Below are 24,001 nucleotides of genomic sequence, written 5' to 3' on the forward strand. Positions count from 1 at the left end.
CTGGTACCGTCATTGTTTTTCCTCCCAGCCCTATAGACCCTCCACAAAGTGCAGATCCAAATGATGATTGTCCGAAGAACGGAATTCCCATACTTATAATACTCTTGAAAGTAGTATATATATTTAGATTCTGTTAATATAAGGCGTTTTTTCTACTATTGTGACAGCTTAAAGAGACTAAGACTCAAGTTACATTAAATAAGACAAGAGGGTGACTTTTAATCACGAGTCGTCTAATTATAGTTTAAAAATTTTCTTTGCGTATAGACTCTTTTCCTTCTCGTCCAACCCATGTAAATTCAATAGTCCTAAGTCAATAGGTGTATAAGGGTAGTTACTGCCGTAAACTCTTTTGCCTTTAAAAACAATGCTTATCTCAGGAGGTACCATAGAGATTTCGAAAAACACTTTTTCTTCTTTCGCTAGTTCCATAGCTTCGTTGATGTAATTAGGATATCCAGAATGTATGAGAATAAGATAAGGTACTCTCGACAAATATGGTTTTAAGTGGGAGGGGTTACCGTAACCTCTCCCCGTATATACGAGAAGGGGTAGGTCTTCCTTTTCCACAATTTTGATTAATTCAAGAACTCTTTCATCTTTTAAGCTAAAGGAGTGGTTTATAGGGTTGAGTATTAAGCCTACGATCCCTTTCTCGATCTGTCTATAAACCTCGACTTGAGGAGGAATTCTGCACCTTACGTTGTAAATTCCTAGCCTAGGTTTGTCAGGATATTTCATATACTGTTGATAGAACCCGTCTACGCAACACTCGCAACCGTATTTATATGCAGGATTTAAGACGAAGTCACGTAAAGGATATTCTGCGCTAGTGGGATAAAGTTTAAGCCCTAGATGTACGTTAATGTCTATTATTTCCACGACTAATACTCTCTTCAAATAGAGTCAATAAGTATTTCAGTGGAAACTGCTCTTCAATATAATTTCATTATAAAGTTAATTTATAGTAACATTTATAAAATCATATTCATCGATATTATCGATGAATAAAAAACGTTAATTGGATTATTAGTTTTAGTAATAATAATAATAGGCGGAGTTCTCGTATTATCGCACTTCAGTAACAATATATCTTCTTCGTTAACTCCAGCGTCAAAGTCGTCTCTCTTACAAAATACTATCCCCGCGGGTACGTTTGTGAAGGTTAATGATCAGGACTATGCACCACCGGGTAAGGTAATTGTTGTTGAACAATCTTGGTATGGTTGCCCAGTAGGAGCTGCTGCATCGTGGGCGATATATAATGTTATTAAGAATTATGGTAATGTGTCGTTCCAATTTCATTATTCAGATCCCGATCATTCTCCTGCTAATATACCCGGTCTGATATTCACCGGATTCAAGTCACAAGGAGAATTAGAGTTTTACATAGCTTATGTTTACAACGAGTATCTTAATGCTTCATACAATGGCACTCCAATTCCTACTGACCAGTTAATACCTGAAGGAGAGCAAATACTGACAGAAGAGTTGGAAACTATGGGTGTTCCTAATGCGACTCAAGTAGCAAGTATTATAATACACTACGAAGTCAACATTACAGTAAGCAATTACGGTAAACCACCAGCATTGTATGTAAAACCCCCTCACCTAAATTTCGCTATCTTGATATCAGGTCCTAACGGGACTTACATCGTAGACACTCCTATAGTAAATCCTACTACTTTAGAAGGCTATTCACCTCAGTACATCTATCAGAATCTTGATAACTTCACTCAGATAATTCAAGCCTCGGACATGATTCAAAACGTAATAGCTATGGAGTATCCAACTGGTTCATGCCCTACCTGATAGCTTTACTGAGAAATTTATCCAGATTATTTTACATCTTATCGACTCAAATTGTTACGACAAAATTAAAATAAAAAGAAGGGAAACTCTTACTATGGGTAAGTTATTCGGTACCGATGGAGTCAGAGGAATAGTTAACAAGGAACTAACACCTGAATTAGTGCTTAAATTAGCTAAGGCTATAGGTACATATTTTGGTAAGGAAAGCAAAATTCTCATAGGAAGGGATGCAAGAGCTGGCGGAGACATGTTAATGAGGGTTGTGGAAGCAGGGTTACTTAGTGTAGGTGTCCAAGTTTATGATGGTGGAATGGCAGCAACTCCTGCGCTACAATACGCTGTTAAGACCTTAGGATACGACGCTGGTGTAATAGTAACTGCGAGCCATAATCCGGCTCCCTATAATGGAATAAAGGTTATAGATCGTGATGGTATTGAAGTAAGAAGAGAGAAGGAGAATGAAATCGAAGAAGTATACTTTAGCGAGAGGTTCAACACGCAAGAATGGAGCGCTTTAACTAACGAGGTTAAGAAGGAGGACAGAGTCATAGATATTTACGTAAAGGGAGTCCTTAGCCATGTTGATGTAGAAAAAGTAGCTAAAAAGCACTACACGGTTCTCATCGACTCTGCTAACAGTGTAGGAGGACTTTCTACTCCTTTAGTTGCCAGAGGATTAGGCTGTAAAATATATACTCTTAACGGTAATGTTGACCCGTTGTTTCCGGCTAGACAACCTGAGCCCACATTTGATTCATTAAAGGAGACGGCAAACGTAGCTAAAACGTTGAAGGCAGACTTAACCGTAACTCATGACGGTGATGCCGATAGGGCTATATTTATTGACTCAGAAGGTAGGATACAGTGGGGAGATAGGAGCGCGGCTCTCCTCTCGTATTGGACTCACGTTAAGAATCCTAGAGCCAGTAATAAGGTAGTTACAGCTGTTTCTAGTTCCAGCCTTGTTGAGGAATACCTATCTAAGTTCGGGATTGAAGTAATATGGACTAAGGTAGGTAGTGTAGATATTGCACATAGAGTCCAGGATGAGAAGGCTTTAGCTGGATTTGAGGAGAACGGCGGCTTTATGTATCCTCCTCATCAGTACGTTAGAGACGGTGCTATGAGTTTCGCGTTAATGCTAGAGCTGATGGCTGAGGAGAACGTTAGTTCAGCCGAACTCTTCGATAGATTGCCTAAGTACTACTTAGTGAAGACTAAAGTGGAGTTAAAGCCTGGATATGATGTTAACGTCCTCTATTCTAAGTTAATCTCGATATATCAGGGAAAAGGAAAGATGTTGACTATTGACGGTGTTAAGGTGATAACAAACGATTATTGGTTCTTAGTAAGGAAGAGCGGTACAGAGCCTATAATAAGGATTCTAGTAGAGGCTAAAGATGAGGAAAAAGCAAATAATATAGCTCAAGAGTTAAAGAGTATTGTTGAAAGCGGATGAAGTATAGGCTGTTAGACCTTTTAGCTTGTCCTATTTGTAAACATTTTCCTCTTACGTACTACGTTTTTTCTGAGAAACAAGTTGAGAGAAATTTAGGAGATGAGAAAAAGCCCTTGTGCGAAATATATTGTGCGTATAAGAAAGTCAACGTTAAGGATGCCAAGGAAGAACTTCCTTGTGAAGAGTGTTTCAAGAGAGAGATCGTTTATGGAATTCTTTATTGTTCTCAGTGTAAGAGATGGTATCCAGTTATTGACGAAATACCGAGGATGTTACCAGATAAGTTAAGAAGAGAAAGTGAAGACGTTGAATTTTTAAAGAAATATAAGGATAAAATTCCTAGAGAAATCTTGTCGGAAGGTCTACCTTATAACATTAAAGAGAGTATTTGACATATGCTTATTAATTTGTAGTAACACAAGTAATATTGGTGTAGCCGTTTGGAAAACGGATATCTCTCAAATCTTGACGAATGGATTAAGATGCAAAAGAATTTATTGAATACTGTGAGAGAAATGGAGAAAAAATATGAGTCAGGTGATATTGACAGACTTGACTTAATATTAGCCACTAGAGTAGCATTCCAGCATATAATGAGGACTATAAAAGCATTCGATCAATGGTTACAAGATCCGCAAATTATTAGGCATATGCCTAAGGAGATGTTAGAGGATGTAATGAAGACTACATGGAAGCTTTTAGAAACACTGCTTGAACTAGACATAAGACATACGAGCGAGTTTAGAGAATTGGTAATCAAGTTAAGCAAAGAAGGAAAGCTAGACCCACTGATATGGAACAGACCACTAAGTGACGAGAACCAACAGCAGACTGGCAGAAGAGGAAGCTTTATGACGATGTGAAGTATCTTTCTATTTTAATATTCTTTACTGTATTCTTTACTACACTATTATAACAACTGTACTATAACAAGATGGATTAAAATCAAAAAAATAAATAAGGTAGAACTTTAGTTTAGTATCTTCTATTATTTCTTCTATTCTTTAATCTATTTTCTTCATCTATCGCCTGAACCTTAAGTTTTACATCATTTATTAATTGGTTAAGGTTATTCTTGAAATCTTCCTCTATAGTTTGAGTGTCTAAAAACTCTAGTCCATTATTGGTGACTTTTAACTTCTTGCTGACTGGATCGTTCTCTACATATCCTAAGTATAATAAAGAAGTAATATCTTCTTTAACCATAGGACTGAAAATGTTTCCGCCAATGATGTTGAACTGATATCCTAAATCTAACCCTTTCTCCTTCATTTCATTTAATGCAGTAACTAGAGCCTTCTCCGATGCACCGCCTAAAACCTTAATTATGTATAATAGTTTGACCTTTCTTTTGTCTTCTTTAAGAACGTCAGGAGTTATTACTTGCTTCGTCACAAGCTTTACGTCCTTAGACTTTGTCTGACCGCCAGGCTGAGACATATAATTCTCCTCTTCTAATACTCTCACTTCTGCCTTATTATCTTAACTATATCTAATGTCACGTCATAAGGATTACTTGCTTTTGTTATTGCTCCGCCTACAACAAAGATGTTAATCGGTAAGTCAAGCAACTCTTGTATCCTCTCCTTATTTAAGCCTCCAGCTACTGAAACTACTACTCCCAGTTCCGATACCTCTTTGATCTCTTTTTTAAGGTCTGAAACGCTAATCCCCCTTTTCTTTTGTACGTCTAAACCAACGTGTAGTCCTATTATATCCACACCTAATTTTTTGAGTTCCTGAGCTCTGTCCCTAACGTTCTTAACGTTTATTAAGTCTGCTTGCACTAAGATACCGTATTCATGAGCTTTCTTCACTGCACTCTCTATTGTAGCATCATCCATAATTCCTAGGACAGTCATTATTTTTGCTCCTCCCAACCTAGCTATTTCAGCTTCAACATCACCAGCATCTGCCGTCTTAGTATCCGCTAGAACGATTTTCCCTTTACCGATCTCATTAAGTTTTTTAAGCGCAGTAATACCTTCAGCCTTTAGTAGTGGAGTACCACACTCTAATATATCTGTCCCCCCTTTTATCGCATCTAATGCTACTTTTAAGGCGTCATCTATTTTTAAAAAATCTAGTGCTACCTGTAAAGATCTAGAATTTTTTAGTTTTTCAAGTAATTCCATATTATTCCCCGTATAGATTACCCATTACAAATAAGACAAATGAGCTTTAAAACTGGTGTTTGTAGAATATTAGCTGTGATTTCCGTTTGACGAAGTTTATTATAGTCACCGGAGGCGTTCTGTCAAGTGTTGGTAAGGGTACGGTGTCAGCCTCTATAGGGCTTCTGCTAAAGGCCAGAGGATATAATGTCACGTTAGTAAAGGTCGATCCATATCTGAATGTAGATGCAGGGACTATGAACCCATATATGCACGGTGAAGTATTCGTAACTGATGATGGAGCAGAGACTGATCTAGATTTAGGGCATTATGAAAGGTTTGTCGGAATAAATATGAGCAAATACAACAACATAACTGCAGGCAAGGTTTATTTCGAGGTAATCAGAAAGGAAAGAGAGGGAAAATACTTAGGTCAGACAGTTCAGATAATCCCGCACGTTACGGACGAGATAAAATCAATGATAAGGAAAGCTGCTGAGAAGGCTAATGCGGAAGTCGTAATAGTTGAGATAGGAGGTACTGTAGGTGATATAGAGAGTTTGCCTTTTCTTGAGGCAGTTAGGCAGTTGAGAATTGAGGAGGCTGAACCTAACGTATTATTTGTACACGTCGCACTCGTAGAATATTTAAAAGCCACCGAGGAAATCAAAACGAAACCGCTTCAGCACAGCGTACAAGAATTACGAAGGATAGGAATACAACCAGATATTATAATTGCAAGGTCTGTAGTACCATTGGATGAAGAAACTAGGAAAAAGATCGCTCTATTTACAAATGTAAGACCAGAAAATATTTTCTCTAACTACGATGTTTCCATGACGTATGAAGTACCCCTAATACTCGAGAATCAAGGAGTACCAAGTAGAATTCTAGAGAAACTTCAGCTTAAAGATAGTCAGCCCAATCTAGAAGATTGGAAGAAGTTCATCTCAGACCTCAAAGAGGGTAAGAGAGAGGTCACAATAGCTCTTGTCGGTAAGTATACGAAATTGAAAGACAGCTACATAAGCATAAAGGAGGCAATATATCACGCTGCGGCTAAACTAAAAGTAAAGCCCGTATTATTATGGATAGAATCGACCGATATCGAAAGTTATCCACAAGAACTGGAGAAACTTAAGAAGGTTAATGGTATAATAGTATTGCCAGGCTTTGGAGCGAGGGGGGTTGAAGGTAAGATATCTGCAATAAGGATTGCAAGAGAGAATAACATTCCGTTTTTGGGAATATGTTATGGGATGCAATTAGCTGTAGTGGAGTTCGCTAGGAATATAATGGGTTTGAAAGGGGCTCACACTACAGAGGTCGATCCTAAAACACCTTATCCGGTGATAACTCTTCTAGATGAACAAAAGAAAGTAGTGCAAGTTGGTGGAACGATGAGATTAGGATTACAGAAGGTTATAATTAAGGAAGGGACGTTAGCCAACAAGATTTACGGTTCAACAGTCGCTTATGAAAGACATAGGCATAGATACGAAGTCAACCCTGAATACGTAGACGAACTCCAAAAGAACGGGATGGTTATTTCGGGAATAAGTGAAAACGGTCTGGTGGAGATGATCGAGCTTAAGGATCACAAGTTCTTCGTCGGACTACAAGGGCATCCTGAATACAGAAGTAGACCGTTAGCACCTTCACCCGTTTTCGTTAGTTTTCTCAAGGCTAGTGCTGGTATCGAGTAAAATTATAGTTATTTTTTGGTATTTAGGTTTCACGATTTTTCTTATTCCTTTAACCCCGTTTTCATATTTAACTTCCACAAGGCCGGCATTTTCTAGTTCAGCAACATGATTACTTATATTCCCCTTACTCATGTGCAGTATTTCGCTTAATTCAGTTATATCTAACGGCTTCTCGCTTGTAAGTTTCAGTATATTTATTCTTGCCATTACGCTTAATGTCTTTGATATCTTTACAATTTCTTCAGGTTCTGAGATTATTAATTCCACGTTGTTTATCTTGACATCATTTCCCTTAAAAAACGTAAGGTAAAAGAGATGAGAACCCTTTTATATTAGCTAGTAACACAATTTCAAATTGAGGAGACTTATCGTGCAAGCGAAGATGGAAAATCCGTTAAAGAGCCTAAAAACAGCTATGAATAAAGTTGTATTAGTGAAATTGAAGAATGGTTCTGAATACATCGGTAGATTGGAACAGAGTGACGGTACCATGAACCTAGTATTAAGGGACTGTATAGAGACTAAAGAAGGTACATCAGACCCTGTTGCAAAATATGGCAGAGTTTTAATCAGAGGTAGTAACATCCTCTTTATCAGTGTTGACTACGAAGTGATAATGGGAAAAGAAAAGTAAATTTATAAGCTATTTGGTGTGAGGATAAGGTATAATGAGGAACATAAACGTTCAATTAAGCCACTGGGCTGATATAGACTCTTTAGATGTAGAATTAGTAGAAAGAAAAGGAGTAGGTCATCCGGACTACATAGCGGATTCGGCATCAGAGGAAGCCAGCAGAAAACTTTCGCTTTATTATCTCAAGAACTACGGAGTAATTTTACATCACAATTTAGATAAGACTTTACTCGTAGGCGGTCAAGCAGCACCTAAGTTCAAGGGCGGAGAAGTTCTTCATCCTATATACATTGTAGTATCAGGTAGAGCAACTACTGAAGTCAAGACAGAGCACGGAACAGAGAGTATACCAGTAGGAACAATTATAATTGAAAGTGTTAAGGAATGGATTAAGGATCACTTCAGATATCTAGACCCAGAAAAACATGTAGTAGTTGATTACAAAATAGGGAAAGGTTCTACGGATCTAGTTGGAATATTTGAAGCTAGTAAGAAAGTACCTTTATCTAATGATACAAGTTTTGGAGTTGGATTTGCACCTTATTCTAAACTGGAAAATCTAGTATTTAATACAGAAAGGCTGTTGAACTCTAAGGAAATTAAAGCTAAGATCCCTGAGATAGGAGAAGACATAAAGGTGATGGGATTAAGAAAAGGCAATAGGATAGAATTAACAGTGGCTATGGCAGTTATAAGCCAGCTTGTAGAAGACGTAAATCAGTATATAAACGTTAAAGAAGAAACTAAGAATCAAATTCTAGATTTAGCAGCAAAATTAGTTCCTAATTATGATGTGAAAGTGAACATAAACACTGGTGATAAGATAGATAGGGGTATAGTATATCTCACCGTGACTGGAACTTCAGCGGAGCACGGAGATGATGGAATGACGGGGAGAGGAAACAGGGCTACCGGACTAATAACGCCCATGCGTCCTATGTCTTTGGAAGCTACTGCAGGAAAGAACCCCGTGAATCATGTAGGCAAACTTTACAACATCGTTGCGAACCTAATTGCACAAAAAGTATCTCAAGAGGTAAAAGGTGTAAAAAGCGTCCAAGTAGAAGTGTTAGGTCAAATAGGGAGACCTATAGACGACCCTCTAATAGCTAACGTTCAGGTTATGACTGAGGACGGTAAAATTAACGATAATATGAAGAGAGAGATCGAAGGGATCACTGATGAGATGCTGGGCAATATTGTCAAGATCTCTGATCTGATATTAGAGGGTAAGGTCATTTTGTTCTGAAACGATTTCTCCTATAGTCTTCAAGGATTCTCTTTAGGTCAAGTTTTTCGCTCTCTGCGAGTAACTTTTCCTTATTAAGTATTTCCAAGTCTCTTAGTGTCTCTTTTTCAACAATTACTTTATCCCTCAAAAATAACTTCACTATAGAATTATCTACTTGTTGACTATGAAAATATACTCTTTTTTCGCTAATATCTACCTTCATGTAAGGAGGTAACTGATCGGAATCTACTACCAGTAATCTTGAGTTAACCAAACCTTCTATTATCTCGAGTAAATTCTTGGTTTCTCTTTCTTTCTCTTCTATTTTATTTCTCATGATATTTATAAGTTTAATATAGTTCTCTATCTCTAACTTCAACTCGTAAATTTTTCTTTCCTTTTGAAGTTCCTTATTATACATCATTTTAATCTCATCAATTCTTCTCTGTAATAACATATTTTGAAATGTCATTTCTCTGATCTTTCTTTTAAGTCTTTCTATATCCCTCTTTAACTGTACATTCTCTTCCTCAAGAGAGTTCACTTTAGTGTAGTAGTCAGTTTGATGCGGAGTAAAATTAGGTTGAGAAATTTCATTTTTGGTGTCTTCTATCTCTTTTTCAATTTCTTTTTCTACACACTCATCCATAGTTTTACCTTCAATAACACATTCCAGTACCCGATCCTCATCTACGTCTATATCCATTCTCCTTAGTAATCCTCTAGCCTGATTAAGCTTGTGGGAGATCTCATAATATGCCTTCAAAGCAGCTGCTAAAGAATCCCTTATGTGCGGATCGTCTATTTTCAATCCGTGCTGAGTCGAGAATTTATCGACAATTAACATCTTCTCATCCATGCTGAGCCTCTTGTCTGGAACAAATAACTTAGAGTTTAGCATGGCTGAAATTTTCTTTACAGTGTCAGGCACTGGAGTTACGTCAGTTGCTATTAAAACGGGCTTTCCGTATTTTCTTATTATGTCTATTACGTCTTCCCTGTCTATATTTCTCCTAGACGTCATAAACAAGGGGTTTCCGTGCAAATCTATTACTGATATCCCTACTTCTATCCCAGGGTCTATGCCTACTATGATGGGCTTAGTTTCTTTTTTTGTATCTCCAAACTCGATTTTGGATTTATAAACTGGCTTTATCTCAACTCTTAGGTCATGGCCCTTCATTTTCCTTACGATTCCGTATAAACTCTCTCTGGGCGAATACACCGTAAATACAGCTTTTTCTATCCCGTTCTTACTTCTCTTTATCGAATAATCGTAATCAAACCCGTGTGCATCTAGTTGTTCTTTAATTCTTTTAGCTACTCTGAGAATGAGCCCCCTTAAGTTTCTTTTATATCTATTACTGCTCATCCCTCCGGGTCCTACAGCCCTGCCTCTGGAAATTATAATCTTTGTCTTATTCTCCCTAATTCTGATGGGGGTCCCTATACCCTTTAGTGCTAAAACAGCTACTAGATAAGCTGTTCTTAACGGTGTTGGTTTTCCTTGAACGTCAATTTCAGCCTCTCTTGCTACGTCTCTGATATCTTTGAACATGTCGTTGACGTAAGTAACTTGTATAACTTCTAGTTTGTCCGGTAAAAGCGATAAGATTTTGACAAGTTTTTTCTCATCGGGTGCTAACTCGTAAACGTTATCTACTGCTATTTTATCTGGTCTTAATTCCCAAGCTAACCTTAATATTTTCGTGAGAGGAGATGATTCTGCCTTGTATTCTACTTCACCTTTTTCATTTATGATAATCACAGAATATGTGGGAGGCTTCAAGGAAGACGGGCTTTGGCCTGGCTCAATATCAATTCCCATTACCTTCATGGTTTCCCCTTTATATAATCTATGACAGCATCTACATCTTTATCTATTTCATACTTCTTATAAAAATAAGCAAGAATATGATCTACATCTCTTAAGAGTAAGTCCTCGTTCTCGGGGCTTGACCATTGCGGCCAATCGATTACGTAAGCTGTTCCGTCCTTTACAAGTACATTATATTCACTTAAGTCGCCATGAATCATCTTACATTCATTATACGCTATTCTAATTGTCGACAGTATCTGATCTAGTATTTCTTCTGGGTTTGTCAATTCACTCTTGTATAACTCTCTACTTTCCACCAGTTCCATAGCCACGGCGTTATAAGCTCTTCCGTAAGGTTGTGGAACATAGCCGTAATTTTTCTTAACACACTCAAGAGCCTGGTATTCCCTTTCTGCGTTTTCCACTGAAATTACCGTCCAGTCTTTATCTTTTTGGATATTTCGGATCTTCCTGACGTTCTTGTAACTTCTCTTACCGACCCTGTGGAATTTGACTACAAGCGGTTCGTCGTTAAAGTTATAACCTACGTACACTTCGCTCTCTTTTCCGACCCCTATTACTATCCCAAGGTTCTTAAGGACTTTCTCCACGTAAAGTTTCTTTATTGCTAATATATCTAGAGCTGTAAAAGTAATTCTGTAACTGTACTCACCACTTATTATCTGTTTTGAAAGTAACCTGAGGTTATACAGTCTTAGCAAAACCGGCTGGAGTTCGTTTAACCTTAATCCTGTTTCCTCTACTAACTCTGATGTCATAATCCACTCGTGGTTCCTATGGAGAGAATAAATGGTTTTAAGAATTTTATAATCTAAGGGACCTACAAGAGAGGCTCGCTCGGCTAATGTTAAAGAAGGCATAACTGGTAACAATAAATATTATGTCTTCACGCTTTAATTTTTTTCATAAGAAGCTTTGACTTACCAGGTATTTCTCTGATAATGTCCTCTTTTAAAGCTCTAAGACCTTTAATACCGAACTTTTCATAGAAGTACTTTATTATCTTATCAGCTAGTTTAGAAGGATCGTCGTCACCTGGAGAAATTACAACGTAAGTGTCCGTCTTCGAAGATACATTATCGATGTTCCCTGTCATAACTTTTAAACCTTCTTCGCTCTTTATCAAGCCTATAGCAAGTTGCAATCTAACGTTCTTTATATAGTTCTTTTTACCGTAGATCATGAAGGATCCTTTCTTAAGGTACTCACCACTTGGCGGGGTCTTGCTAACTTGTTCCCCGTATACCCAAAAAACGTCTATGGCAGCCATACCAGCCTTCCAGGCTTTAGAGTAGCAAGCCGAAATTGTGGCAGCATCAAGTAAGTCCTCCTCTTTGGGCTCTTTACCATTCGTTTTCAGAACAGTGGCAGCAGCTCCTTGAATGTCAGAGTGGAAGAAGATATCTTTGTCCTCTAACAGTTTTCTGACTATACTTTCGTTCTGATCGATGTCTCTTCCGGCAATTACTAGAAAACCATTCCTTGTTATAGTCCAATGGTATTTTTCGTACCATTCCTTCTTTCTTGAGGCTACAATTATCTCTTCCTTCCTTTCAAGGATTTGATTTTCCAGATCTCGCATTTTTCTTTGTAAATCCTCTAAAACTTCCCTTGCTCTCTTAGCTTTTTCCACGTACTCCTTAGCCATATCGAAATATTTGGAAGAATTCTTATAGACTGAGAGACTAGGATCCAGTTCCACTTCTATTCCATTAATGGTGGTCTTGAAGGGATTTCGCTTACCCGACTGACTAAGAAGGGAGTTAACCGTCTCATAGTTAGCCACTATAATTTGTGCAATGCTTCTTAGCTCTTCAGCTTTTTTCTCATAGTCCTCTATTTGCCTTTTAGTTTCCTCTATTGTTTTTTCTAACTTTTTCCTTTCTTCCTCAAGTTTTTTGTCTATTTCACTCTTTATTAACGATCTTTCCTCTGCTGTAAAAAATTCATCCAATGCGTCATTATAACTTTCCATCTCAATACAACCTTCAATTTTTACCGGGAGTACAGTAGTGTCCTTAATTAAACACTTATCGAAATTACCGCTTGATATCTTCCTCAATAATTCCTCAATCTTTTTCTTGGCTTCCTCCAGCTCTTGTTCATTGGTTGCGTATAATTTCAGAGCTTCAGCGAGTTCTTGAGGTATTCCCAAGATCCTGCTTAGGTTACCTTTCTTAAGTAGTTTGTCTATCTCTTCCTTAGTCGGAGGATTTAAGGGTGGAGGAGGGGTATAAGTTAGACCTAATTTTATAGTTCTGTCTTTAAATTCTTTGTACTCGGTAGAGAACAATACCTTGTTATTCTCATCTGTAATCACCATGAGACCTCTCGGGAGTAATTCTAAGTAGATGATTTTCTCTGACGCAAGTATCTTTATAATCCTTTCCGTTCCTAAGATCGAGATGTCTTTTATTATTCTGTCTCGAAGAAGCTCACGTAACACCGTGACCTCGGCGGTCGAGTCTTTTTGTCTTTCATATTTCGTGAAGTGAATTCTCTTACCCGGCTCCAAGACTAAGTTCTTATATTCGCCCCTACAATATAGCTTAAGTAAGTAGGCTGAAAGCCCTTCGATTTTGAATATGTTGTCTATTCTACACCCTTCAAGTTTATTCTTGTTTTCTGTGTACCACGCCAGTAGATCAATGTAAGACATGCTCGTTTTTCTATTCAACTATTTTACCCCCTATAGTCTATTAATTACCGTGGAGAAGGAAGATAAAATCTTGGTGCTCAGAGGGATTATGGGAGTAGTGAGCGGTGCTCTTTCATTCATCTTACTGAATAACGAGGTAATAGCACTTCTGATTCCGTTAATTACATATGCGTTATCCGTTGGGATAGTCTATGGTATTATAAGGGGTTTTAACCTTACTAAGTGGGATTTACTAGGCAGAGGTGTTTCAATATTATTGGCGTCGTGGCTTTTAATATTTGTAATACTGTATAATGTTTAATGCAAACTCAGAAATTCGTAGTAGATGCAATGCTGGGCAAGCTAGCAAGGTGGCTGAGGATATTAGGTTACGACACTGCCTACAATAATAACTTTGTAGACTGGAAAATTTTGAAGATTGCTTCTGATGAGAATAGAATAATTATAACGAGAGATAGAGGGTTATGTGTAAGAGCTAGGAAGAGGGGGCTAGAGTGTTTTTATGTTATCCCTGGTCTGAAAATTGAAGAAATTTTAGCTAAATTATCTTCTAAATACTCTATAGATTTGAATATTGTAGATCCTAATTTTTCAAGGTGCTCCGTGTGTAACGGTGTGCTGAAGAAGGTTAATGACAATTTGTGGGAGTGCACTAGGTGTCATAAAAAGTATTGGAAGGGTTCTCATTGGAGAACTATAGAGAGCACTCTTATTAGGGCGAGAGCAATATTAAAGAATAATGAGTCTCGACAGCAGTCAATTAGTTACGATCAGTGATCTCACTGAAGATTTAGGCAAGAAATTAGTAAAGATTGCAAGACAGTCAATTGAAGTCGAGTTAGGGTTAAGGAGAAAGATTGATGAGTCTCTTTACGACCCCGTCCTAGATAAAAGAGGATTAGCTTTTGTTACACTTGAAAAAGAAACCGGTTCAACTACATCTCTTAGAGGGTGTATAGGTTACGTTGAGGCTGTGGCACCACTTAGCGAGATAGTAAGTAAGGCTGCAATTGGTGCTGCGTTTTCTGACCCCAGGTTTCCTCCTTTAGCTAAGCACGAGATCGATGAGATTATAATAGAGGTAACAGTTCTGACAAAACCTGAGGAGATTACAACAAGTAATAGGAAAGACCTCGTGAATCAAGTTAAAGTAGGAGAAGACGGATTGATTGTCGAGTACGGGATAATGTATAGCGGTCTATTATTGCCTCAAGTTCCTATGGAATATTGCTGGGACTCTGAGACCTTCCTAGCCGAAACTTGTATCAAAGCAGGATTAGACCCTGATTGCTGGTTAAATTCAAAAGTAAAAGTTAAGAAATTCCAAGGTATTATTTTCAGAGAGACGAGTCCTAATTCAGAAAATATCCTTGTTCTAAAGCCCAACCAAATTAAATGCAAAAAAGAGGAAATTTTGAATTTATAGTAGTTACTTTTTTATTCGGCGAAGCCAAAAAAGATTAGTAGCGTGGTTAGGATGGAGGAAGAATTTGCAGAACTTTTTACAGACGAAGTTAAACAAGCTTTACAAGACGCTTTAAAAGACATGAAAAACCCTGTTGATGTATACGTATTTATAAACTCTCTAGATGAACATTGCCACTATTGTGATGTTACGAAAAGATTTTTAGAATTCATGAGTGCCGCTGCTCCTAAAAAGGATGGTAAAAGCTTATTACAGATTCATGTGGTAGACAAAGCTAACCAGAATGACTTACAAGTTTTCAAAGAGTTTAATATCGAGAGAGTTCCAACTGTTGCCTTTGTTAAAGGTTATATAAGATGGACTGGCGCTCCCTTAGGAGAAGAGATAAGAGCACTAGTTGAGACTGCTGTAAGGCTTTCACTAAACGAAAGTGGATTAAGTCAAGAGACAATTAATGCAATAAGAGAGAAGCTGAACGGATTTGTGAAGATCGAGACGGTGGTTACTCCCTCATGTCCTTATTGTCCTTACGCTGCTTTAATGGCTCATATGGTAGCTTACGAAGCTTGTAAAGCTGGTAAGTGTAATGTACTATCAGATGTGGTAGAGGCATACGAGAACCAAGACATAGCCGAGAAATATCAAGTAATGTCAGTGCCTTCTGTAGCTATAAACGGCTCTGTTGAATTCATAGGAGTTCCCACTGAAGAGAATTTCATAGCTTCAATCCTTGAGAAGCAGAATCAGAAAGCGTAATCTCAAGTTTAAGGAAAGTAGTTTTTTAATAACGCATGACTTATTTTATTTGTGAAAATTATTTCAATTAAGCTTACTGATGAAGAGTACAAGGAATTAGAAGAAAAAGCAAGACAAGAGGGTTATGTTCTACTTTCGGAGTACGTAAGGAGTGTTTTGTTCGGAAGGCAAACCCCAATTCAAAATCAGATTAATGTTGACGTGAATAACCCCGAGATAGTGAATCAGATTGTTACAAAATTAGAGAGAAAAATAACGGATTATATAAATCCTTTTACAGCACAAATAGAGGAAATAAAGAGGAAAATTGCGGATCTTACCGAAAAAATTGAAGAGTTAGAAAGTAGTAAAAAGAGTGCTGAAAAGACTGAAAAGAGTGAAGAGAAAAAACAGATCAAGGTTGAAGCGAAGAAAGAGCAACCGCAACTTAAGAAGACAGCTATTGAAAGGTTACAAGAAGAAGGTATATTATTTGAGTCGGAACTTAAGGCATTAAGAGATCCTACAGCTTTCTTCAATAAACTTGAGAGAGAAGGAGCTAAAATAATGTACTTAGAATCCGAAAGAATAGCTATGAGTCAAGATTTTTACAACAAATTTATTGAAGATATTTCATCGATAGATACATCTGATCCTGAAGAGGCTGCAAGTAAGCTTGAACCTAAAGAGGCAAAACTATTCAGGAAATTGGCAAAAGAAGCACTGGTAATATATGACGCTAACTCTAAAGGATGGAAACTAGCAGCTCAACTGTGATTTTTGTTCGTAAACCGTGGAACTGTAACTCCTCTTTGTCCTTGATATTTTCCTTGGTATGGGTTCTCTACTGGTGTTAAAGTTTTAGCAAAAATAAGGTGAAGGAACCTCATCCCTTTTTTCAGTTTTACGGGGAATGATGAGCCTACTACTTCTATCGTAATCTGACCTTCAAACCCTGCATCTACAATCGTTGGAGGGATGAAGAGACCTAGTCTAGCAAAAGATGAACGAAGGTTTACGAATGCCATTACGTCATTGGGTAACTTAACTAATTCTTCCGTTGTGAGTAATACGTGTTCATAGGGGCGTATTATAAACTCTTCTCCTTTCTCTACATGGAAAAGAGAGTAATCGGGATTGTCCGGGTCGAATACTTTGTCTTGTGTTTCTTCAAATCTAGCTATTTCCTCACCGATACGTAGGTCTATTCCGTTTTCTCTAACACTGTCCTCTCTTAATGGATCTATTACGATCCATCCTTTTTCAAGGTAGTATTTCAAGTCACGATCTCCAAGAATCATGCTACCTTAATATTTTGTATAAAAACACTATTTAAGGAAAAGGTTACTTGAATAAGAGGTCAGGGTAACTCTGATTCGTCATATCTCGGTCTTGCCAGATTTCATCATCCTTATTACACTTTTTGATCAACATATTAAAGTGATGGAGTTTAAACTAATCGCTGAATATTTTGATAAACTCGAGAGAATATCATCAAGGATACAAATAACTTCATTGTTGACTGACTTGTTTAAGAAATCCGATAAGGATGTAATAGATAAAGTGATTTATATAATTCAGGGAAAACTATGGCCTGACTTTTTTGGTTATCCTGAAATAGGTCTCGGAGAAAAGTTAATGATAAAGGCTTTATCCATAGGGATTAACGTCAAGGAGGATACAATCGAGGCCGAACTTAAAAAGGTAGGTGACTTGGGTGAAGTAGCATATAGGCTGAAAAAGTCAGGCAGCGGAACTACAATCTTGACATTCTTAGGTGCTTCGTCATCTTCTCCCCTAACCGTTGAGGAAGTATATAACTCTCTAAGTAAGATCGCCTTGGCTGAGGGCGAAGGTAGCAGGGATGTAAAAATCCGCTCCCTAGCTGGTTTATTAAAGAAGGCCGATCCCCTAGAAGCGAAATACATTATAAGGTTTATAGATGGGAGACTGAGGGTTGGTATAGGAGACGCCACAATTATGGACGCTCTCGCTAACGCCTATGGAGGAGGTCCTCACGCGCGTCCAATAATTGAAAGGGCTTATAATCTAAGGGCAGATCTTGGTAACATAGCTAAAGTAGTGGCTTCGGAGGGTATTGAAGCGTTAAAGAATCTAAAGCCTGAAGTAGGAATACCCATAAGACCGATGTTAGCAGAAAGGCTCAACGACCCGGTTGAAATATTATCAAAAGTCGGAGGTCAAGCGTTAGTAGATTATAAATATGACGGGGAAAGGGCTCAAATTCACAAGAAAGGTAATGAGGTTTATATATTCTCAAGAAGGCTCGAAAACATTACTAAGCAGTATCCCGACGTAAGAGATTATGTTAAGGACTATATCAATGCAGATGAGGTGATAATTGAAGGCGAGATAGTGGCTATAGACAAAGAAAGTGGAGACATTTTACCTTTCCAGGAGTTAATGCATAGGAAGAGAAAAAACGATATACATGAGGCGGTTGAGGAATACCCAGTAAATGTCTACCTTTTCGACTTAATGTATTATAACGGAGAGGATTATACTTTGAAACCTTTGCCAGAGAGGAGAAAGAAGCTCGAAGAAATAATAAAGCCCAACGACAAGTTGCACATTGCTCACCATATATTTACCGATGACGTCGAAAAGCTGAAAGAGTACTTCTATCAGGCTATCTCAGAAGGCGCAGAAGGAATAATGGTGAAGGCTGTAGGTAAAGACTCAATATATCAGGCTGGAGCTAGGGGATTCTTGTGGATAAAACTCAAGAGAGACTATCAGAGTGAGATGGCTGACAGCGTTGACTTAGTAGTTGTTGGTGCTTTTTACGGGAGGGGTAAGAGGGGAGGAAAGTTAAGCTCACTATTAATGGCAGCTTACGACCCTGAGACTGACACATTTTATACAGTATGTAAAGTAGCCTCGGGTTTCAGCGATGCGGAACTGGATGAGCTACAAAAGAAACTTATGGAGATCAAAATAGACTCCAAAGACCCGAGAGTAGAGTCAGAAATGGAACCAGATATATGGGTCCAACCAAAGTATGTGGCTGAGGTGATAGGTGCAGAGATAACTCTTTCCCCGCAACATACCTGTTGTAAGGGGCAAATAAGCAAGGAAGCAGGACTCTCAATAAGATTCCCCAGGTTTATAAGGTGGAGGGATGATAAGAGCGTGGAAGAAGCTACCACACCACAAGAGATCTTAGAGATGTATAAGTTGAAGCTGAAGAAAAAAGAGGAGTCAAGCGGAGAAACGGAACCTTCCTAATCAAAATTCATATATTGTTACTTCCTTAATTTTAGTGTGTTCGATATACAAGATAGCGGTGCAATACTGGTAGGTAATAACTTTGTTATCGATGGTCATTATAAGAGGTTATTCAGGGCTGTGACACACTTTCACGCTGATCACATAGGCGAATTAAATAAGAGTATTAAGGAATGCACCAGCATAATCGCCTCACCCATTACTATTGAATCGTTACAAGTGTTAGGATATAACATACCTAAGCACAAACAATTACCGCTTAATTACGGCGTAAAGGTAGACCTTCTTGGTGAGAAAATAAAGCTTGAGAGGGCGGAGCATATCATGGGAGCATCACAAGTAATTGTTGAAACTGAAAAAGGTGTAGGGATAGCTTATACCGGTGATTTTAGGAACCCAGGGAAAGGTACGCCGATTCTCAATCCCGACGTATTAATAATGGACGTAACCTACGGCAGTCCAAACTTTGTAAGAAAATACAAGGATGATATGGAGATGTTGTTTGCAGATTATGTAGCAGATGCCCTCCTTAAAGGTCCGGTTACTATTTACGCATACTACGGAAAGTTACAAGAGGCTATGAAAGTATTGCGTAAGTATAACCTCGATGCACCGTTTCTGGTTGAAAATAAGGTGGAGAAATTAACAGCCATAGCTGAAAAATATGGAGAAATGGTGGGTAAATTTGTAAGTAAAAGTACTGAAGAGGGAAAGAAGATAATTAAAGATGGATGGTACGTGGAGTTTAAACATGCAACCGAATTTAAAAGGAGGACTAAGGCTACAACTAACTTCCTCTTAGACGGTTGGCTTGTTAAGGACTTCATAAAACCGGTAGATTCGAACTCATTTATTATAGGGTTTAGTAGCCACGGAGACTTCGAGGATAATTTGAAGTATGTAGAAATGACTACAGCCGACCTAATAATCCTAGACGGGAGTAGGAGTAAATACGCGTATGACTTTGCGGTATATGTGACAAAATATTATAGAAAGAAAGTAAAAATATTACCGTCCTCCAATGGTAGTTAAGGTTATATTACTAGACTTTCCGCTATCAACTTCTTTTCCTTAAACCTTGTCGGTAAGTACGGTCTCATTTCTGGCGGAACTTTTCCGTTCAGTATTAGTTCAGCCATAAGCTTACCGGAATACGGGGCAAACATCATCCCATGTCCGCTGTAACCGGCATCAATATAAAGTCCTTCCGGCCACTCGTTATCATAACCCATTATATGGGAACTATCAGGCGTCATTTCGTAATAACCACTCCAACCTCTTAATATTCCTATGCCTTCAATGCCCTTCACAGTCTCCCTTATTGCTCTCAAAAAGCGTGAGAGCTCTTGGAAAGAGTTAGTAAATGGTAGAAAACCGTACGGTCTAGGAGTTTCTGTACCCCCGATTATTTCACCCTTTAGTGTTTGCGAAAAATAGACCTTATTACTCGTGTCTATTACTAAGGGTCTTACCCTGAAACTTACGTCTTCCGTTATAAAGATTTCCTTTTTCTCAGGAAATATAGGTACGTTAATCCCAGAATTTGTCATTAATCTACCGCTCCAAGCACCAGCCGTCATTACTACGACGTCATCATTCAATTCTCCACCTTTTACTAGTTTTATCCCCGCTACTTTCCCCCCTTTGAAGTTTATTTTTTCTACTTCATCTATGATTAATCTTGCCTTATCCTTTATCTCCAAGTAATAACTGTAAATTACGTAGTCATGATGGAATGCACCATCTTGAGGCGCGTAGTAACACAACCCTTCGCTTTTTAGAAACTCAAATTCGCTACAATCTCTGAATTCACCTCCTATACCCTCAGCTTTCCACATGCTGTCCAACTTCTTTTGGATTGAGATTTGTTCCTCGTCCCTTAATATCCATAAGTATCCCGTGAAATAAAGTAGAGAGTTGAGCCTCAACTCTTTAACGTGCTGTATTAGGTATGGAATAGCTTTCTTGGCGTATGTTATATTCTCTTTGCTGAAGAAATGATAGCGAAACCTAGAGGCATTTCTACTGCTAGACCCAAATCCTATCCTCTTCATTTCGATTATCTTAATATCATTAAAACCCTCTCTGGTCAAGTGATAAGCTAAACTTAGACCATGAGCACCCGCACCAACAATGATCATATTCTCACCGGATAAATAGGCGTCCTGAAGGAAATTAGAATATTGCTTTTTAGGTAGTCTCCTGCAACTATTACGCATGCTTTACCTTGGCACTTTCCAGTCCCTAATCCTGTAACTCTCTTTATTTCCTCAGTATCTCTAACGCCGAGAGATTTTGCATATTCTATATCTTCTAACCAAATCTCTTCGCATTCGCAAATCAGACCGTTGCTTCCATAATAGTAAGGTGAGATGGAGAATGTAATTTCCTTTGATGAGTAGTTTTTCAGCTCATCTATTTTTTTCGGGTCGTTAAGAACCTCACCGCTGAGTAAACTTAAGTATTCGTCAACTATCCCCAACATTCCACCAGTTATTTGCACGTTATTTTCTCTTATAGGCTTGTATACGTGATTTTCATAAGTATACGAAAGCCCCATGCTACTTGTAACCTCAAGCCTTGGCTGTTTGAGAACAGAAAATACGATAAGTGAAACTTCATATTTGCCCTTTTTGGTCGTGACTACCAGTTTTTTGTCATCAGTTCTAATCACGTCTACTATGTAATCCCTTTCAAGTTCTATTCCATTTTCGTTTACAAGATCTCTGTATAATGGTGAAAAGGCAAAGTCAACATGTTGGGGAGCTAAAATTATAGTTTTTTTAGAGTTCAGAGCCGTCTTTACAGCCAAATCGTTATATCCTAATACTAGTATTTTACTCTCCTCTCCAATTTCCCCCTTTAGCTTCCTAATGTAATACTCTCTTGACACTACTCCTTGTTCCCAATTACCCTTGAATATAGGCTTTAAAGTCCTAGCTCCGGTAGAAACTACTATCTCTTCAGCCTCTACAAGAAGGAACTTATCTTCTAGCTCGAAAAGTAGTCCTTCGTCAAATTTCCCCATGTAATTACCGTAAAGAATTTTATTTTTGAATTTCTTTACTTTTTCCTTTAGTTTCTTCACTATTTCCTCCTTGGAAAGTAAGAGAGAGGGAGAGTCGTCAAATAGGATGTCCCCAAATAACTCCCTAGTTATCATAATTGAGTCCTCATTCAGAGCAGCTATGCCTGAGGTTCCTCCTCCAATGATCAGCCTTTTGAAATGGGCTTTCTCTACATCTTTGTGTTTTTTAAGAGGTGAATAATGCTTAGGTAGGTCTTGGAAGAATGGAAGAGCCGGTAGCACACTACTATTTCTAAGTAGTCGAGTCTCATGAAGAAACCTTATGTTTATTCTGAGGGGTAGAGGATGCCTCTCTTTCGGAGAGGATGTAAAGACGGAAGTTATTTCTCCTTTCTCGTTAACATATTCGGTGTAAGGCATACCGTATTCGTCATAACTTACCCCGATTTTTCTCTTTGTCCTTTTAGTATATGCGGCGGGAACTCTCATAAGGTTCTAACAATTTTAATATTGGTCTCCCTTCCATTTTAATGTTATTAATATTGAATAGTTTAAGAATTGTAGGTGCTATATCTATTATCTTAGCCTGTTGAATAGTTTCTGTCCTATTCAGCTCTAATTGTTTGTATTTTGCGATTATGACCCCGTATAGGTCATTCTTTCTAAAATACCCGTGTTCACCACTGTTCATTTTATAAGGGATAACGTCTTCAATCACTTCCATGTCTTTTTTCACGGCGCTGCTAACCCCATAATAGTCCTTAATTCCCCCTATCTTAATATCACCTTCACGGTCGGATGCTGGTGATTCATTAGCGTATATAGAAGTAAAAATCTTTTCGTTACCATCCGTAAGGTTTTCTAAATGCCTGACTATATATCTAACTAGCTTAGGGAACTCCTTCAGTGATACTATTCCCCTATTTTCCCTACCTTTTAGGTTAATTCGTATCTGTCCTCCTCCGCCGTAATATGCTTTAGTCCTAGACCAGTCGATTTCATCCTTTTCGTTCAAGGACAAGACATTAATTTTCTCCAGTAGTTTGTTAATAAACACTTTTTTCTTTACCTTTTCAATACCGTGGTCTGAGGCAACTATCACTAAATCAGCATAATCTAAGTGCATTTTTATGAATTCATCAGCCATAAGATAACTTTGTACTATATACTCCCAAGCCTTTTCGTCATCTAAACCATATAATAAATGTTGTACATTGTCAACTACTGGCAAATATGTTAAAGCAAAGTCCCATTTCACGTTATCAAGAAGATATTTAGTATAATTGTAAAAGAAGGTGAAGGTTCTCTTAACAGTTTCCATGTATTCTTCAAAGGTAATTATATCCTTATGAAGCGAAACATGGTCACCGTCCATAATCATACCATAAACAGTAGATATTTCATTCCAAATTCTTTCCATTAATTGAGGTTTATTACCCCACCTCTTATTATCGAAAGCTATAGGTGATATGTATATGTCGTTCTCCCTTGCGTGTAATATGGTTATAGCGCTAAACTCCTCTTTTCCGCACTTTCCCCTAATGGTAATTGGTAAGCTCCACTCATTCTTCTCTAACTCTATGATTTTATCCCCGTTTGGAGAGGGAATAGCTACGTAAAATTTATTCGAAGATCTTTCAACTAACCAAACTTTTCCTAGAACTTTATTTTCTCCCTCAGTTATTCTTCTTCCATCACTGCATTTCTTCATTTTACTCTTATACGGATCGAAAAGGGCAGAGTTTTCCATGTTCCATTTATCAGGTAAAGCTTGTGGTGAAGAGGTCACTAATGTATTATACCCATTTTTACTCAAGTAAACCCAGAGAGGGTCGGTCTTTAACGGATCGCTAGAGTATGCAGAGAGTTCGTTAGATAATGGTCTGTCTTTAACGAATATTTTAGGAGCCGTAACACCGTTTACTTTAGGAGTATTACCAGTCACAAGAGAAGCTAAAGCTATAGGGGTTAATGATGGGAAGACTGACTCGAGTTTTCCGAAAAAGCCCTTTGATATTAACTCGTTTATCGTAGGTAGCTTGTTCCTTATCTTCTCTACTACGTGAAAAGCCATTCCGTCAATGACTATTAATAGAAGTCTCAAAACG

At 38.0% G+C, this 24,001-nt stretch carries 25 protein-coding genes; 14 read left to right on the plus strand and 11 right to left on the minus strand.

Features of this window, described 5'->3' with window-relative positions; translation table 11 throughout:
• Window positions 1-237: 237 nt before the first annotated feature.
• Window positions 238-882 (minus strand): amidohydrolase family protein, encoded by a 645-nt coding sequence (locus WIW89_RS11905; protein ID WP_337720938.1) that lies wholly within the window; start codon window positions 880-882, stop codon window positions 238-240.
• Window positions 883-1,158: 276 nt separating this feature from the next.
• Here WIW89_RS11905 and WIW89_RS11910 point away from each other — a divergent pair, with 276 nt between their 5' ends.
• The 4 genes from WIW89_RS11910 (at window position 1,159) to WIW89_RS11925 (ending at window position 4,134) form a co-directional block, all read left to right on the plus strand.
• A complete protein-coding gene (locus tag WIW89_RS11910; RefSeq protein WP_337720939.1) occupies window positions 1,159-1,812 on the plus strand; it encodes a DUF929 domain-containing protein in 654 nt (217 codons plus the stop codon).
• A 94-nt stretch (window positions 1,813-1,906) separates the two neighbouring features.
• The gene (glmM, locus tag WIW89_RS11915) at window positions 1,907-3,271 is read left to right on the plus strand and encodes a phosphoglucosamine mutase (RefSeq protein WP_337720940.1); all 1,365 of its coding nucleotides are present in this window, start codon (window positions 1,907-1,909) and stop codon (window positions 3,269-3,271) included.
• Window positions 3,268-3,663 carry a Trm112 family protein gene (locus WIW89_RS11920; protein WP_337720941.1) on the plus strand — a complete coding sequence of 132 codons (396 nt, stop codon included), beginning with the start codon at window positions 3,268-3,270 and terminating at the stop codon, window positions 3,661-3,663. The genes glmM and WIW89_RS11920 overlap by 4 nt, the downstream gene beginning before the upstream one ends.
• Window positions 3,664-3,711: 48 nt before the next feature.
• Window positions 3,712-4,134: a DUF2153 domain-containing protein gene (locus tag WIW89_RS11925; protein ID WP_337699778.1), complete on the plus strand. Its 423-nt coding sequence runs from the start codon at window positions 3,712-3,714 to the stop codon at window positions 4,132-4,134.
• Between the two features lie 112 nt (window positions 4,135-4,246).
• On the opposite strand, the gene WIW89_RS11930 is transcribed toward WIW89_RS11925, so the two are convergent.
• Together WIW89_RS11930 and WIW89_RS11935 are read right to left on the minus strand one after the other, a co-directional pair.
• Window positions 4,247-4,711: a hypothetical protein gene (locus tag WIW89_RS11930; RefSeq protein ID WP_337710232.1), complete on the minus strand. Its 465-nt coding sequence runs from the start codon at window positions 4,709-4,711 to the stop codon at window positions 4,247-4,249.
• A gap of 23 nt (window positions 4,712-4,734) precedes the next feature.
• A complete protein-coding gene (locus WIW89_RS11935; RefSeq protein ID WP_337699781.1) occupies window positions 4,735-5,406 on the minus strand; it encodes an orotidine 5'-phosphate decarboxylase / HUMPS family protein in 672 nt (223 codons plus the stop codon).
• 86 nt (window positions 5,407-5,492) lie between these two features.
• Between WIW89_RS11935 and WIW89_RS11940 the strand changes: the two genes are divergently transcribed.
• Window positions 5,493-7,091 carry a CTP synthase gene (locus tag WIW89_RS11940; RefSeq protein ID WP_337720942.1) on the plus strand — a complete coding sequence of 533 codons (1,599 nt, stop codon included), beginning with the start codon at window positions 5,493-5,495 and terminating at the stop codon, window positions 7,089-7,091.
• On the opposite strand, the gene WIW89_RS11945 is transcribed toward WIW89_RS11940, so the two are convergent.
• Window positions 7,044-7,358: an ArsR/SmtB family transcription factor gene (locus WIW89_RS11945; RefSeq protein WP_337710133.1), complete on the minus strand. Its 315-nt coding sequence runs from the start codon at window positions 7,356-7,358 to the stop codon at window positions 7,044-7,046. The genes WIW89_RS11940 and WIW89_RS11945 overlap by 48 nt on opposite strands.
• A gap of 103 nt (window positions 7,359-7,461) precedes the next feature.
• Here WIW89_RS11945 and WIW89_RS11950 point away from each other — a divergent pair, with 103 nt between their 5' ends.
• Both WIW89_RS11950 and WIW89_RS11955 read left to right on the plus strand, forming a co-directional pair.
• Window positions 7,462-7,725, plus strand: a complete 264-nt coding sequence (locus WIW89_RS11950; protein WP_156004928.1) for a U6 snRNA-associated Sm-like protein LSm6 — start codon at window positions 7,462-7,464, stop codon at window positions 7,723-7,725.
• Between the two features lie 31 nt (window positions 7,726-7,756).
• Complete coding sequence (locus WIW89_RS11955) at window positions 7,757-8,974, plus strand: methionine adenosyltransferase (protein ID WP_337700062.1); 1,218 nt, start codon at window positions 7,757-7,759, stop codon at window positions 8,972-8,974.
• Here WIW89_RS11955 and WIW89_RS11960 read toward each other — a convergent pair.
• Genes WIW89_RS11960 through WIW89_RS11970 form a run of 3 tightly spaced genes read right to left on the minus strand, consistent with a single transcriptional unit; the run spans window position 8,961 to window position 13,473 of the window.
• Window positions 8,961-10,793, minus strand: coding sequence for a DUF460 domain-containing protein (locus WIW89_RS11960; RefSeq protein ID WP_337720943.1), 1,833 nt, complete (start codon window positions 10,791-10,793; stop codon window positions 8,961-8,963). The two genes, WIW89_RS11955 and WIW89_RS11960, sit on opposite strands and share 14 nt — an antisense overlap.
• Window positions 10,790-11,656, minus strand: a complete 867-nt coding sequence (locus WIW89_RS11965) for an RIO1 family regulatory kinase/ATPase domain-containing protein (RefSeq protein ID WP_337720944.1) — start codon at window positions 11,654-11,656, stop codon at window positions 10,790-10,792. The genes WIW89_RS11960 and WIW89_RS11965 overlap by 4 nt, the downstream gene beginning before the upstream one ends.
• 26 nt (window positions 11,657-11,682) lie before the next feature.
• Entirely contained in the window at window positions 11,683-13,473 is a 1,791-nt protein-coding gene (locus WIW89_RS11970; RefSeq protein ID WP_337720945.1) for an NFACT family protein, read from the minus strand.
• 31 nt (window positions 13,474-13,504) lie between these two features.
• Here WIW89_RS11970 and WIW89_RS11975 point away from each other — a divergent pair, with 31 nt between their 5' ends.
• The 5 genes from WIW89_RS11975 to WIW89_RS11995 are packed head-to-tail and all read left to right on the plus strand — an operon-like array spanning window position 13,505 to window position 16,393.
• Window positions 13,505-13,756, plus strand: coding sequence for a hypothetical protein (locus WIW89_RS11975; protein ID WP_337699793.1), 252 nt, complete (start codon window positions 13,505-13,507; stop codon window positions 13,754-13,756).
• The gene (locus WIW89_RS11980; protein WP_337720946.1) at window positions 13,756-14,232 is read left to right on the plus strand and encodes a Mut7-C RNAse domain-containing protein; all 477 of its coding nucleotides are present in this window, start codon (window positions 13,756-13,758) and stop codon (window positions 14,230-14,232) included. The genes WIW89_RS11975 and WIW89_RS11980 overlap by 1 nt, the downstream gene beginning before the upstream one ends.
• On the plus strand, window positions 14,195-14,881 hold the full coding sequence (locus tag WIW89_RS11985; RefSeq protein WP_337699797.1) for a TIGR00296 family protein: 687 nt from the start codon (window positions 14,195-14,197) through the stop codon (window positions 14,879-14,881). Before WIW89_RS11980 ends, WIW89_RS11985 begins: the two co-directional genes overlap by 38 nt.
• 51 nt (window positions 14,882-14,932) lie before the next feature.
• The gene (gene pdo / locus WIW89_RS11990) at window positions 14,933-15,637 is read left to right on the plus strand and encodes a protein disulfide oxidoreductase (protein ID WP_337700064.1); all 705 of its coding nucleotides are present in this window, start codon (window positions 14,933-14,935) and stop codon (window positions 15,635-15,637) included.
• A gap of 51 nt (window positions 15,638-15,688) precedes the next feature.
• Entirely contained in the window at window positions 15,689-16,393 is a 705-nt protein-coding gene (locus WIW89_RS11995) for a plasmid mobilization protein (protein WP_337699800.1), read from the plus strand.
• On the opposite strand, the gene dcd is transcribed toward WIW89_RS11995, so the two are convergent.
• On the minus strand, window positions 16,384-16,917 hold the full coding sequence (gene dcd / locus WIW89_RS12000; protein ID WP_337699801.1) for a dCTP deaminase: 534 nt from the start codon (window positions 16,915-16,917) through the stop codon (window positions 16,384-16,386). The two genes, WIW89_RS11995 and dcd, sit on opposite strands and share 10 nt — an antisense overlap.
• A 142-nt stretch (window positions 16,918-17,059) precedes the next feature.
• On the opposite strand from dcd, the gene WIW89_RS12005 reads away from it, so the two are divergent.
• Both WIW89_RS12005 and WIW89_RS12010 read left to right on the plus strand, forming a co-directional pair.
• A complete protein-coding gene (locus tag WIW89_RS12005; RefSeq protein WP_337720947.1) occupies window positions 17,060-18,865 on the plus strand; it encodes an ATP-dependent DNA ligase in 1,806 nt (601 codons plus the stop codon).
• A gap of 36 nt (window positions 18,866-18,901) precedes the next feature.
• On the plus strand, window positions 18,902-19,897 hold the full coding sequence (locus WIW89_RS12010) for an MBL fold metallo-hydrolase (protein WP_337720948.1): 996 nt from the start codon (window positions 18,902-18,904) through the stop codon (window positions 19,895-19,897).
• A gap of 2 nt (window positions 19,898-19,899) precedes the next feature.
• Here WIW89_RS12010 and WIW89_RS12015 read toward each other — a convergent pair whose 3' ends face one another.
• From WIW89_RS12015 to WIW89_RS12025, 3 genes are read right to left on the minus strand one after another with little or no spacing between them, the layout of a single operon-like run.
• Window positions 19,900-21,006 (minus strand): NAD(P)/FAD-dependent oxidoreductase, encoded by a 1,107-nt coding sequence (locus WIW89_RS12015; RefSeq protein ID WP_337720949.1) that lies wholly within the window; start codon window positions 21,004-21,006, stop codon window positions 19,900-19,902.
• Entirely contained in the window at window positions 21,003-22,382 is a 1,380-nt protein-coding gene (locus WIW89_RS12020) for a (2Fe-2S)-binding protein (RefSeq protein WP_337699810.1), read from the minus strand. Before WIW89_RS12020 ends, WIW89_RS12015 begins: the two co-directional genes overlap by 4 nt.
• Window positions 22,357-23,997: an alkaline phosphatase family protein gene (locus WIW89_RS12025; RefSeq protein ID WP_337720950.1), complete on the minus strand. Its 1,641-nt coding sequence runs from the start codon at window positions 23,995-23,997 to the stop codon at window positions 22,357-22,359. Before WIW89_RS12025 ends, WIW89_RS12020 begins: the two co-directional genes overlap by 26 nt.
• Window positions 23,998-24,001: the final 4 nt, after the last annotated feature.

Origin of the sequence: Stygiolobus sp. CP850M, assembly GCF_037389425.1 — an archaeon.
Taxonomy (GTDB): domain Archaea; phylum Thermoproteota; class Thermoprotei_A; order Sulfolobales; family Sulfolobaceae; genus Stygiolobus.